The organism is Ralstonia sp. TCR112, assembly GCF_007997035.1.
Lineage (GTDB): Bacteria > Pseudomonadota > Gammaproteobacteria > Burkholderiales > Burkholderiaceae > Ralstonia > Ralstonia edaphi.
Genome location: NZ_VOSS01000147.1, coordinates 1 through 11,056, shown reverse-complemented (window position 1 = coordinate 11,056; position 11,056 = coordinate 1). Strand labels below are relative to the sequence as shown.

The window sequence follows — 11,056 nt, the reverse complement described above, 5'->3', positions numbered from 1 at the left end:
GAGAGCCGCTTGCCGAGGGTGGACCCGCCGCGCTTGGTGTCCTGTGCGCCCAGCGCGTCGACCAGCAGCGGCGTCAGCCCGCGTGCGCGCAGCAGCGTGCGCGCCTGACGCGCGCTGTCGGCTTCGATGACACCCTTGTCGGTCTTGCCGGTGGCGTCGGCGGCTTCGTAGCGGAAGGCTGGCATGCGCTATTCGTTCATTCGCGTCTTAGTCGCGCGTGACACGCAGCACTTCTTCCAGCGACGTGGCACCGGTGTCGATCCAGCGCTGTGCGTCCATGCGCATCGTCTGCATGCCCTGGCCGATGGCGAACGCCTTGATCTCGGATTCAGCGGCCTGGCGGTGGATCATCGTCTGGATTTCCGGCGTGACGGTCAGCAGCTCGTACACGCCGGTGCGGCCCTGGTACCCGGAGTGGTTGCAACGGTCGCAGCCGACGTGATGCCACACCGATTTGCGTGCCGGGGCGGCCGGTGCCACGCCATCGGCAACCGGCGTGCCGGCCACGGCTTCCACTTCTGCGGGCGTGAGTTCGAGCACTTCTTCGCGGCGGCAATGCACGCACAGGCGACGTACCAGGCGCTGCGCCAGCACACCCAGCAGCGACGACGACAGCAGGAACGGTTCGATCCCCATGTCGATCAAGCGCGTCACGGCAGATGCGGAATCGTTCGTGTGCAGCGTCGCCAGCACCAGGTGGCCCGTCAGCGAGGCCTGCACGGCAATCTGCGCGGTTTCCAGGTCGCGGATTTCCCCGATCATCACCACGTCCGGGTCCTGGCGCAGGATGGCGCGCAGGGCCTTGGCGAAGGTCATGTCGATCTTCGGGTTGACCTGCGTCTGTCCAATGCCGTCGAGGTCGTATTCGATCGGGTCTTCCACCGTCATGATGTTGGTGGACGACGCGTCGAGCCGCGACAGCGCCGCGTACAGCGTGGTCGTCTTGCCCGAACCCGTCGGGCCGGTGACGAGCACGATGCCGTGCGGCTGGTTGATCAGGTGGTCGAAGCGCGCCAGCGTGCCGGCGCCCATGCCGAGCTTGCCGAGGTCGAGCCGGCCGGCTTCCTTGTCGAGCAGACGCAGCACCGCGCGCTCGCCGTGGCCGGTGGGGAGCGTGCTCACGCGCACGTCCACCGGGCGCCCGCCCACGCGCAGCGTGATGCGGCCATCCTGCGGCAGGCGTTTCTCGGCAATGTCGAGCTGCGCCATGATCTTGATGCGCGAAATGAGCGCGCCGTGCAGCGCCTTCTTCGGGCGCACCACATCGCGCAGCGTGCCGTCGACGCGAAAGCGCACGACGGATGCATTCTCGAACGGCTCGATGTGAATGTCCGATGCGCCTTCGCGCGCGGCCTGCGTAAGCAGCGCGTTGATCATGCGGATGATCGGCGCGTCGTCTTCGGATTCGAGCAGGTCTTCCACGGCCGGAATGTCCTGCATCAGGCGGGAGAGATCGACTTCGCCTTCCACTTCGCCCACCACCTGGGCCGCGCTGCCGTCCTGCGCGTTGTAGGCCGTCTGCGTGGCGGTGGACAGTGCTGCCGTGTCGAGCGTCACCAGCTGCAGCGCGCCGAACACGCGGCCGAGTTCAGCCAGCGCCGTGCGCGAGGTTTCGGGGCAGACCCACACTTCCAGCGTGTCGACGTCCTGGCGCGCGACGAGCAGCTTGGCGTCGCGCGCAAACGCATACGGCACCAGCCGCACGGCGGACTGCGAGGGCGGCTCCAGCGTGCTGACGTCGGTGGTGGAAGCTTGCGTGGCCATGGTTCGTTGTCCGTTGTCAGCCGCCATTGCGCGGCGCGTTGCCGTCGTAGCCGCCCGAGGTCGGCGCCGCGAAATTCTGCAGGCGCGGCTGGCTGCGCGTGGTGCCCTGCGGCATCGGCATCGGCATCGGGGCGCCCGGGGGCACCTGCGTGCCGGCCGGGCCCTTCGGCACGATCGACACATCGCCGTAGTTGTCGGCCGGGCGCATCGCGCTGGGCGAGGGCAGCACCGGCGTGTCCTTGTCTGACGTGGTCGGCAGCATGTTCGGCGAGACAAAGCCCTGCTGCGTATCGCGCATGTAGTTGTAGCGGTTGTCCGACAGCGCGCCGGTCGCATCGGCCGTACGCAGGATGATCGGGCGCAGGAACACCAGCAGGTTGGTCTTCACACGTGTCTTGTTTTCCGAGCGGAACAACGCGCCCAGGATGGGAATGTCGCCCAGGCCCGGCACCTTCTGCTCGCCGTCCTGGTAGTTGTCTTCCAGCAGACCGCCCAGCACGACGACCTGGCCATCGTTGGCCAGCACATTGGTCTCGATCGAGCGCACGTTGGTGGTGGGGCCCTGCGTCGCATTCTGCGTGCCCGGCACCACGGCCGACGACTCCTGGAAGATCTGCATCTTCACCAGCCCGCCATCGGTGATCTGCGGCTTGACGCGCAGCGTGATGCCGACGTCCTTGCGGTCGAACGTCTGGAACGGCGTGACCGAAGCCGACGTGCCTGTCTGGGCATACGAGCCGGTGGTGATCGGCACGTTCTGGCCGATCAGGATCTTGGCCTCTTCGTTGTCGAGCGTGATCAGGTTCGGGGTCGACAGCACGTTGACCGAGCCGTCCGAGCCCAGCGCCGACAGTATCGCGCCCAGGCCGCTGGCCTTGTTGAACACGCCGAAGTTGCCGCCGTTGAGCTGCCCGACGTTCACGTTGGACAGCGCCGTCTGCGCCGCCGTGCTGCCGATGCCGCCCGTCGTGATGGTGGCAATCGTGCCGGCCAGCGTCAGCAGATTGCCTGAGCCGGTGCCGAAGTTGGTGCCGCCGCCGCCGTAGGTGTTCGGGCCGCCCGCGCCCACCATCCACTGGATGCCGAGCTGCGACGCCTTGGTGGCCGTCACTTCCACGATCATCGATTCGATGTAGACCTGCGCGCGCCGCGCGTCCAGGTCGTCGATCACGGCGCGCAGGTTGCGGTAGACCGGCTCGCTGGCGGTGATGATGAGCGCGTTGGTGGCCGGATCGGCCTGGATGATGCCGCCGGTGGGGGGCGTGTTGTTCTGCCCGAACGAGGCGCGGAACGAAGAGCTCCCGCTGCCCGAGCCGCTGCCCGAACCCGAGCCGCTGCCGTAGTTGGTGTTCTGCGTGTTCTGATTCTGCGAGGTGTTCACGCCGCCGGCGGGCTGCGAGGTCGCGCCTTGCGCGGCGCTTTGGCCGCCCGGGCCGGTGGATGCCGAGGCCGACAGCGTGGCGTCGGCCGCGACGATCGCACGCAGCGTAGTGGCCAGCTGCACCGCGTTGGCATTCTTGAGCGGCACCACCCAGATATTGCCGGGGCGCGCGTTCGGCACGTCCAGCTTGGCGATCAGTTGTTTGGCCTGGGCGAGACGGGCCGCACTCGACGCACGCACCATCACGCTATTCGAACGCGGCTCTGCCACGACCGACGTACGCAGGCTCGGGTCCGACAGCGCCGCGCCGGCGCCCGCCCCGCCTGCGCCACCGGCAGACGGATCGAGCAGCTTCTGCAGCGTGGCCGCCACGTCGATGGCCACGGCGTTCCTCAGCGGAATCAGCTCGGTTTCGCCGGCCACGGGCGTGTCGATCGACGCGATGATGCGGCCGATGCGGCGCAGGTTATCGGCGTAATCGGTAATGACCAGCGTGTTGTTGGCCGGGTAAGCGGTGATCGTGTTGTTGGGCGCGATCATCGGGCGCAGCACCGGCACCAGGTTGTTGGCCGATTCATGCTGCAGGCGGAAGACCTGCGTAACGACCTGCTCGCCGCCGCGCGAGCCCGCCGCGCCTACGCTGGTGGGGGAGCCCTGCAGCTTGGCGTCGGCTTCCGGCACGACCTTGGTGAAGCCGTTGCCCTCGACAATCGCGTAGCCCTGCATGCGCAGGATCGAGCCCAGCGATTCCAGCGCCTGCGAACGCGTCACCGGCTTTTCGGTGACGAGGTTGACGGTGCCCTTCACGCGCGGGTCGACGATGAAGTTCTTGCCGGTGGCCTGGCCCACGGCCTTGACCACCGAGTCCAGATCCGCGTTGACGAAATTCAGCGAGACCTCATCCCCTGGATTGCCGGCAGCGCCGTTCTGGGAGGATGCCGCGCTGGGCGGGGCGGCGAAGACTGGCATCGAGCCGGCCACCATTGTTGCGCAGCATGCCAGGACGATGGCGCGAACGGTGAGTCGGGAAGAGGCGTTGTACATGGTCTCGTTCATGGTTGTCGGCACGCTGGCTCGCGCGCCGGCTTGAGGATCAAAAGCGGAGTCGATGGTGCGACCCGTCGCGCGGGCCCAGCAGACTCAACAGGCCAATCAATTGCGGTTCCGACTCCGGTGTGGCACTGGCCACCCCGTCAAAATGCGCGCCCTGGCCAAGGGTGCCCTGGCCCTGCAAGGTGAGCGGCCCGGCCAGCGTCGACAGCGACAACTGCATCGGCGCACCGCTCACGCCGCCAAACGACAGCACCGCCTGGTAACTGCCCAGCGGCCGCACCCGGCTGAGGCTGGATGATACCTGCTCGAGCGTGACAGTCAGCGCGCCCTGGGCGGTGTTTGGCTGGCCTTTCCCGCGGCCGAATTGGCCCAAGAGCGGCGTCCACTGCGCCCGCAACCGGCCATCCAGCTTGAGCGTGTTGAATGGCGCGCCAATGCCTTCCAGCAACGATGCCGGCAGCGCGACCGCGCCGGCCTCTGCCTCCCAATGCCCCGGCGTGACCGTTAGCGTGACCGGCTTCTCCAGCGCGCGATCGTGCGCCAGGTGCGCGCGCAGCGTGCCGGTCAGCAGCGGCAGCATGTCGATCGACCAGGACAGCCGGCCGGGCAGCACGGTCGCATCGGCGCCGCCGTTGCCGGCGGTCAGCGCGAGCGTTGCGCTGCCGTGCCAGATACTGCCCTGGCTGTCGGCCAGCAAAACACGGTGCCCCGTGGCTGCGGCAATGCGTTCCGCCGCCCACGCGGCCGGATACTGCGCCACCACGGTCGCGCCCACGGCCAGCAGCGCCACGCCACACCACAGCACACGCCAGCCGAGGCCGGTGCGCTCGTCCGGCCCGGCCCGGCGGCGCAAGCGCAGCGGCGGCAGCGATTCAATCCCCATCGGCACGATCGGACCCGTCAGCGGCCAGCGGCGGCGGGGCCTTGCAGCGTCGCCGTCACGTTGACCAGGGCCGTCGCGCCCACGTATTTGATGTTCGTGTCGATCACCTTCATGCGCTGCGCCTGGCGCACCTCCTGCAGCCATTCGGCGACGGCGCCGAAGGGCACCTTGTCCAGTTGCACCTGCACGCTCTCGCCCGACATCGCCATCCGCGTGGCCTTCAGGCCGTGGTTGGTCAGGCTCGTGGTGAGCGCCTGCTGCAGTTCCGCACCGCGCGGCACGGGCGCGGCGGCAATGGCCGACAGGCCGCGCGCTTCCTGGCCCAGCGTTTCCATCTCGGCGAGTTGCGTACGCATCTGCGGCAGGGCTTTCTCGATGCGGCGCTGGCCTTCGAAGGCCGGCTCCCACAGCACGAGGTAGACGATCACAAGCAGCAGCACCACGCCGCCACCGGCCAGGATGCGGCGTTCGCGCGGCTCGCGCTGCATCCAGAACGTCGTCGCCGCATCGCGCAGCGAGTCCGGCACGCCGATGCGCGGCAGGCGGCGGGATGACGATCGGGAAGAGGAAGGGGAGGAAGTCGCCATGGAGGAAGCGTTATTGGGCGATGGAAACCGTCCAGCGCGAGCCAGGTACGGTCGCCTCGGCACCGCGCGGGGCCTCGGCGGTGTCCATGTTCAGGCCGACATTGCGGGCGGCGGTACGCAGGCTGGCGGTGTCGGTGCCGTCCTTGAGCGTGACCGTGAGCGCGCGGCCGTGGTAATCGAGCGCGAGCAGCGCATCGGGCGCGAGGCCGGTGGCTGCCTGGGCAAAGCGATCGGCCAGCGGCAGGAAGTCTTCCGGCGCCGATTTGCCGGCGGCCAGCCGCAGCTGCTCGACCTGACGGCGCATCTGCGCGGGCGGGTCGAGAATCACGGGCGTATTCGGGAATGCCGTCTGCAACTGCGCGCGCATGGCGGTATCGAGCCGCTTCTGCTCGGCGCGCAGCGTGAGCCAGCGCGCGTTCATGCCGATGAGCTGCACGACCACGATGAGCACGGCCAGCGCGATGGGCAGGCGCCAGAGGCTCCAGTCCATGCCGGCCACGCCGCCGCGTGCAAAGTCGAACTGGCAGAGATCGGCTTCGCCTGACGCCAGGGCGTCGCGGGCGCCGGCGCCCAGGTCGCCCAATCGAGCGTGGCGGTGGCGGGGTCGGTCGACAGGCCGGGCGCCAACTCGCGCAACGCGGGCGACACCATCAACGTGGCCGGCGTGGGCGCAATCCCCAGCCAGTTGCCGACGTTGGCCGGCAGCACGCGCAGGCCGTAGCCCTCGGCGCGGCCGGTGCGTACGGTGATGTCGACGGCCACGGGCGCGTCCGGGTCGGACGATGGCGCCGCGTCGAGCGCGATGGTGGCCGGTGTCACCGCAGCCACGGTTTCAGCCACGGGCGCGTCGACTGCGGGCTCGGCGGCAGCAGAAGCATCGAGCGACGGCTCCGCGCGTTCGACGGCGTTTGCCGATTCTGCAACCGGCGCTGCCGCTGCGGCAGGCGTTTCAAACGGCACGCAAAGCTGCGCAGGCAGCAGATGACAGGTGCGGTGCTTGTGGCCGGCAAAGGTATCGAGAATGAAGCGCACCCACGCGCGGTCGGCAATCATCAATGCGCGCGATTGCGGCTCGCGGGGTGCCCGCCAGCCACGCGCGGGAGCGTCGCCCAAGCGCGGGCCGAGAGCGATATGGCATTGCTGCGCGTCCTGCACGAGGCGGTCTTCCACCAGATTGGGCAGCGCCAGACGCAGTTTGGGCAGCGCCAGCGGCGGCACGTTGGCCGGCACCAGCAGCACGTCCGCGGCGGGCAGCAGAAGGATCAGGCGGTCGGCCGCGGGCAGCTCGTCGGTGCGCGACGTGCCTTCGCGCTGAACGCGTTGCGGGCCCTGCGCGCCCTCTTCACGCACCAGCGCGAAGGGCACGGAGGCAAGCGCGCCCGCCGACCAGCGTTCGGGCGATTGAATGGGCCGGTGCGGCAGGCGCACGTACAGGGAGGTCGTCAAACCGCTCCTCTATTGATATTGATCTTGAGAGTGTGAATGCGAACTGCCAACGGAAGCGCCGGATTGCGCAAGACCCGCGATGCTGAACGATGCGGATGACAATACGGCGAAGGCCAGGGTCTGTCTACAAGCGGCGCGTACGCACGTGGAGGGGTGTTGCGCCGCCGTCATGACGGAATCTCGTCGATGCGGCGGACCCAGACGATGCGGGTCGCGTTATTGTTGATCGGATCGCCACGTGAAACAAGCGCCACTTCTCCGATCCGGGCGCGCTCGTGGCGGGCCATGCCGTAGACGAGGAAATAGTGCGTCTGCACGTCCAGCAGGTTCGCCGCGGCGGTGGTGTCGACCCCGGGCGCGATGCCGCGCAACTGGTTGGTGACGTCGCCGATGTTGCGGAAGTACGCGCGGTCGCGCGCCTGCACCAGCGAACGGGCGCGGTCCAGACTCAGGTTCGGGATGACGGCGGCCAGCACTTCGGCGCTGGCCGTGTTGGCGTTGATCTGCGTGCGGGTCGGCAGCACGATCACGTAGGGGCGCAGCTTGGCGATCATGTCGGCTGTGTAGCCGGGAATCGTCAGCAGGCTCGCCACGTCGTCGAGCGGTCTGGGGCCGTTGCTGTTGCTGCCGCCGCTCCCGCCGCCGCTGTCTTCACCGCCTTGCTGGCCGCCCTGCATGCCTTCGATCGACTGGAAGCCGCCCAGCATCTGCGCCAGGTACGTCGCCGTGACATTGGCCAGGCTCGGGTCGATGCTCAGCGACTGCAGCAGCAGGCCGTAGGCCTTGATGGCGTCCTTGTCGCGGCCGGTGATGAGCGTGCGGGCGCCCAGCGTCTGCGCCGTCAGCAGGTTCATCAGGTTGAAGCGCGCCTGGGCATCGAAGATGCGGCCCGAGAGGTACGACTCCTCGCCGGCGGTGTCCGTGCGCAGCGAGCTGCCGAGAAAGTCCGACAGCTTGGTTTCCTGGATCGGCACGGCCCAGATTTCGCCCAGGTGGTCGACGGCGCCGGTGCGGCGCTGGTCGTCGCGCAGGATGAGGCGCGCCCAGTCGATGCCCGCCCGCGCAATCCACGTGGCCTGCGCTTTCAGGCGCTGGTTTTCCACCGCGCGAATTTCTACCTGCTGGCGCCACAGCATGCCCGACACGATCACCACGGCCAGCGTCACCACCAGCAGCGCCGTGATGATGGCCGCCCCGCGCTGGCGCCGGCCGCGCAAGTTACGTTGAATGAGTCGGCGGGAGCATCGCGCCATGTCAAAGCCCCGTCATGCAGATACGCGTGAAGCGCTGCGGCGCGCCCTGCGGCGTCATGCGCACGAGCAATGCCAGTTCCACCGCACGCACCGAAGCGGCCGGCACCACCACGCCCGGGCTGTTGGCCGACGGCGCCGACGCGCTGGGCGTGGAAGCCGACGGCAAGCCGGTGAGGGTGGTGGTGTTGCTGCCCGCCGGGAACAGCGCCGCCGACAGCGCGCCCGTGTTGTCCATCCAGCCGCCGGGTTCGATCCAGGCGCGCGCGCTGATGCTGTCAACGTTGGCGGCGAGCAGGTAGCGCGCGGCGCCCACGCCGCCCTGGCGCAGGTTGTCCATCGCATTGCGCAAGTCGCCGCGGTTGGTGATCGGTTGGGTCTGGAGGCGCTCGAGCCGACCGTCGACGATGCGGTAAAGCACCACTTGCCACGCGGGCGGCTGGCCATCGTCGCGGCGGTCGCGCACCATCAGCACGCGGTTGGCGTCCACCTCCACCGGCGAGCGCGACAGCGTGTTCGGATCGGCCAGTTGAGTGCAGTCGGCATCGAACTGCGCGTAGGCCGTCTTGAGCGCCTCGACGCGTTCGTCGCGCTGGGCCAGCGCCTCGTGCGTGCGGGTCATGCTGTCCAACCCGCGCCAGGCGATCACGGCCAGGATGGCCAGCAGCGTGATTGCTACCAGCAGCTCGAGCAGGGTGAAGCCGCGCGCCGAACGATCAGAAGACATTGCGCGCATCGTTCGGTAATAGCGTCACGAGCCAAGCCAGTCGCACGGATTTGGAGGCATCCGGATAGACGGACACTTCCACGCGGCGGAACACCGGATTGGGCGTGCTGGCGATGGTTTCTTCGCACCACAGCTGCGTATCGCCTTGCGGGCAGGCAAAGCCGCGCGCGCCCGGATCGGGGAAGACGCGCGCGAGGCGCAAATTGGCGAGGTGGTTTTCGGCGCTCCACGTGGCGATCATGCGCGTCTGCAGCGAATCGCTGGCGGTGGTCATGCTGCCCATGGCGCGCATGGTGGCGGTCAGCGCCACGGCCACGATGGTCAACGCCACCAGCACTTCGAGCAGGGTGAAGCCGTGCGTGCGCACACCGCATGCAGGGCGGAGGAGGCGGCGCGTCATTGCGTTTGCGCCTCCGTCAGCACGCGCGGGCCGCCGTCGGATACCACGTCCACGCGCGAGCCCTGCGCGGTCAGTGCTACGCGCCACGGCAGGCCGATGGCCTCACGACCGAACACGAGGCGCTGCGGGGCGCCGGGCACCGCAGCGGCACCTGCGACGATCTGTACGTTGTCCATGCCTTGGCGCCAGTGGCCGGGCGCGAGCACGTCGCGATTGAGCACGCGCCAGCCGTTGGGCGTCGATTCGTAGAAGCGCCAGCCTTGCGCATCGCCTTCCCACGCCACGGGGCGCGAAGTGAGCTGCGCTTCTTCCTGAGCCAGCTCGATCAGGCGCGCGAGCTTCTGCGCGTCATCGGCCAGTTGCGAGCGCGGGTTGGGCGTGGCGTTCACGGCCACCACGGCCAGCACGATGCCGATGATGACGACCACCACCAGCAACTCCAGCAGCGTAAAGCCGCGAGGGTGCCGGCGGCGTGGTTGACCGAACATGGCGCGCGGTGGGTTGAGGCGACTGCGGCGGCTTAGTTGTCCCAGTTGCCGATATCGGCGTCGTTGCCGGTGCCGCCGGCCTGGCCGTCGGCGCCGAAGCTGAAGACGTCCACTTCACCGCGCACGCCCGGGTTCAGATATTGGTACGGGTGGCCCCACGGGTCTTTGGGCAGGCGTTCCAGATAGCCGCCCCCTTTCCAGTTGTTTGGGATCGGCTCGGTGGTCGGCTTGGTGACCAGCGCGCTGATGCCCTGCTCTGTGGTCGGGTAGCGGCCGTTGTCCAGCCGATAAAGCTTGAGCGCCTGCGAAATGGAAGCGATGTCCTGTTTGGCGGCGATGATGCGCGCCTCGTCGGGGCGGCTCATGATCTTCGGCACCACCAGCGCGGCGAGGATGCCCAGGATCACCACCACCACCATGATTTCGATCAGGGTGAAGCCGCGTGCCGCCCGTTGGGGCAGCCGGGCGAGGGCGCGCTGGCGGAAGGAAGAGCGAAGTTGGCCTTGCATCATGGCGACAGAGTTGGCAATAAGGGGAAGAGACAGAGTATATCCGTGAGATATGACCATATATTGCACGCAGGGGTCATGCTGCGTTGGCTCTAGAGCCGCACCTCCAAGCTGTTCACCGAACCGGCATGAAGGGCGGATAGAATCGGCGTATTCCTACGGTGCCCCGCCCATTTCATGAACCCTCGACAGTCGTCCCGCCTGCTCAGCCTTGTACTGTTTGCTGCCCTGTGTGCGCTCCTGACGCACTGGGTGCTGACGCTGTCGTCGCTGCGCTCGCTGGGCGCGCCGCGTGAGGCCCGCGTGGCGCAGACCGATGCGCTGGAGACCGGCGCGGCCGTCACGCTCTTCGGCGGCGGCCCGCAGAACGGCCCGCGCGATGTGCAGGTGATGGGCGTAGTGGCCGATCTGGCCGATGGCTCCGGCGCGGCCATCGTGTCGGTGGACGGTGGCGCGCCACAGGCGGTGCGCGCCGGCAAGTCGCTGTCGTCCAACCTCAAGCTGGTGGAGATCAAGGCGCGCTCGGTGGTGATCGAGCGCAACGGCGCGCGCCAGGAGATCCCGCTGC

Annotated in this window: 10 protein-coding genes and 2 pseudogenes; 1 reads left to right on the top strand and 11 read right to left on the bottom strand. The window is 68.4% G+C overall.

Annotation, left to right across the window (positions count from 1 at the left end):
- The 11 genes and pseudogenes from FUT88_RS24455 to gspG all read right to left on the bottom strand — a co-directional run.
- Window positions 1-185 (bottom strand): annotated as a pseudogene (locus FUT88_RS24455) (type II secretion system protein GspF); the annotation flags it as partial.
- A 22-nt stretch (window positions 186-207) separates the two neighbouring features.
- Window positions 208-1,764 carry a type II secretion system ATPase GspE gene (gspE, locus tag FUT88_RS24450; RefSeq protein ID WP_147217969.1) on the bottom strand — a complete coding sequence of 519 codons (1,557 nt, stop codon included), beginning with the start codon at window positions 1,762-1,764 and terminating at the stop codon, window positions 208-210.
- Window positions 1,765-1,780: 16 nt separating this feature from the next.
- A complete protein-coding gene (gene gspD, locus FUT88_RS24445; RefSeq protein ID WP_147219064.1) occupies window positions 1,781-4,201 on the bottom strand; it encodes a type II secretion system secretin GspD in 2,421 nt (806 codons plus the stop codon).
- A gap of 37 nt (window positions 4,202-4,238) precedes the next feature.
- Window positions 4,239-5,081 carry a type II secretion system protein N gene (locus FUT88_RS24440; RefSeq protein ID WP_147217972.1) on the bottom strand — a complete coding sequence of 281 codons (843 nt, stop codon included), beginning with the start codon at window positions 5,079-5,081 and terminating at the stop codon, window positions 4,239-4,241.
- A 17-nt stretch (window positions 5,082-5,098) separates the two neighbouring features.
- Entirely contained in the window at window positions 5,099-5,668 is a 570-nt protein-coding gene (gspM, locus tag FUT88_RS24435) for a type II secretion system protein GspM (protein WP_147217965.1), read from the bottom strand.
- 10 nt (window positions 5,669-5,678) lie between these two features.
- Window positions 5,679-7,114 (bottom strand): annotated as a pseudogene (gene gspL / locus FUT88_RS24430) (type II secretion system protein GspL).
- 167 nt (window positions 7,115-7,281) lie between these two features.
- On the bottom strand, window positions 7,282-8,367 hold the full coding sequence (gene gspK, locus FUT88_RS24425) for a type II secretion system minor pseudopilin GspK (protein WP_147219062.1): 1,086 nt from the start codon (window positions 8,365-8,367) through the stop codon (window positions 7,282-7,284).
- Between the two features lies 1 nt (window position 8,368).
- Window positions 8,369-9,100: a type II secretion system protein J gene (locus FUT88_RS24420; protein WP_186829372.1), complete on the bottom strand. Its 732-nt coding sequence runs from the start codon at window positions 9,098-9,100 to the stop codon at window positions 8,369-8,371.
- Window positions 9,081-9,491 carry a type II secretion system minor pseudopilin GspI gene (gspI, locus tag FUT88_RS24415; RefSeq protein WP_147219058.1) on the bottom strand — a complete coding sequence of 137 codons (411 nt, stop codon included), beginning with the start codon at window positions 9,489-9,491 and terminating at the stop codon, window positions 9,081-9,083. Before gspI ends, FUT88_RS24420 begins: the two co-directional genes overlap by 20 nt.
- Window positions 9,488-9,979 carry a GspH/FimT family pseudopilin gene (locus FUT88_RS24410; RefSeq protein ID WP_147219056.1) on the bottom strand — a complete coding sequence of 164 codons (492 nt, stop codon included), beginning with the start codon at window positions 9,977-9,979 and terminating at the stop codon, window positions 9,488-9,490. The genes gspI and FUT88_RS24410 overlap by 4 nt, the downstream gene beginning before the upstream one ends.
- A gap of 32 nt (window positions 9,980-10,011) precedes the next feature.
- Window positions 10,012-10,491, bottom strand: coding sequence for a type II secretion system major pseudopilin GspG (gspG, locus tag FUT88_RS24405; protein WP_147219054.1), 480 nt, complete (start codon window positions 10,489-10,491; stop codon window positions 10,012-10,014).
- A gap of 174 nt (window positions 10,492-10,665) precedes the next feature.
- Here gspG and FUT88_RS24400 point away from each other — a divergent pair.
- On the top strand, window positions 10,666-11,056 hold a 391-nt coding region (locus FUT88_RS24400; protein WP_325205675.1), incomplete at its 3' end, for a type II secretion system protein N.

What these genes read in the sequence shown, in the direction of transcription:
- gspM (WP_147217965.1), bottom strand. Translation starts at nt 5,668, where the DNA reads ATGGCGACTTCCTCCCCTTCCTCTTCCCGATCGTCATCCCGCCGCCTG.
- gspI (WP_147219058.1), bottom strand. Translation starts at nt 9,491, where the DNA reads ATGACGCGCCGCCTCCTCCGCCCTGCATGCGGTGTGCGCACGCACGGC.
- gspG (WP_147219054.1), bottom strand. Translation starts at nt 10,491, where the DNA reads ATGATGCAAGGCCAACTTCGCTCTTCCTTCCGCCAGCGCGCCCTCGCC.
- gspE (WP_147217969.1), bottom strand. Translation starts at nt 1,764, where the DNA reads ATGGCCACGCAAGCTTCCACCACCGACGTCAGCACGCTGGAGCCGCCC.
- gspD (WP_147219064.1), bottom strand. Translation starts at nt 4,201, where the DNA reads ATGAACGAGACCATGTACAACGCCTCTTCCCGACTCACCGTTCGCGCC.
- FUT88_RS24420 (WP_186829372.1), bottom strand. Translation starts at nt 9,100, where the DNA reads ATGCGCGCAATGTCTTCTGATCGTTCGGCGCGCGGCTTCACCCTGCTC.
- gspK (WP_147219062.1), bottom strand. Translation starts at nt 8,367, where the DNA reads ATGGCGCGATGCTCCCGCCGACTCATTCAACGTAACTTGCGCGGCCGG.
- FUT88_RS24410 (WP_147219056.1), bottom strand. Translation starts at nt 9,979, where the DNA reads ATGTTCGGTCAACCACGCCGCCGGCACCCTCGCGGCTTTACGCTGCTG.
- FUT88_RS24440 (WP_147217972.1), bottom strand. Translation starts at nt 5,081, where the DNA reads ATGGGGATTGAATCGCTGCCGCCGCTGCGCTTGCGCCGCCGGGCCGGG.